General features: G+C 70.9%; 1 protein-coding gene and 1 pseudogene. Both read left to right on the plus strand.

What is annotated here, in order from left to right:
- Positions 1-60: 60 nt before the first annotated feature.
- Positions 61-165 (plus strand): annotated as a pseudogene (locus AC1DSF_RS31495) (hypothetical protein); the annotation flags it as partial.
- The coding region (locus tag AC1DSF_RS31500) for a glycoside hydrolase domain-containing protein (RefSeq protein ID WP_478184231.1) at positions 150-358 on the plus strand (209 nt) is incomplete at its 3' end. The pseudogene AC1DSF_RS31495 and the gene AC1DSF_RS31500, both read left to right, overlap by 16 nt.

The following is a 358-nucleotide window of genomic DNA, read 5'->3' on the forward strand; positions in this document are numbered from 1 at the left end:
GAGTACGGCGGCATGATCCCGAGGGCCGCGCCGCCGTTCGCGATGACCCGCTGGTCGCCGATGACGCACGCCAACGCGGTGGCGAAGCTGCCCTACCGTTCCGGCGACACGACGATGACCGGGTTCATCGGCACCCACCAGCCCGCGATCTGGATGGGCGACTCCGGCTACGTCGCCGGCATGCCCGGTGTCGGCGACGTCACGCCCCCGACGGCCTGTCCGGCAACGACGACTGCGGCCAGATGTCGGCGTGGTACCTGTTCTCCGCCCTCGGCTTCTACCCGGTCAACCCGGCCTCCGGCGAGTACGCCGTCGGCAGCCCCTTCTTCGACAAGGTCACCCTCGACCTGCCGGGCGC

The organism is Variovorax sp. 01N429, from assembly GCF_056399425.1.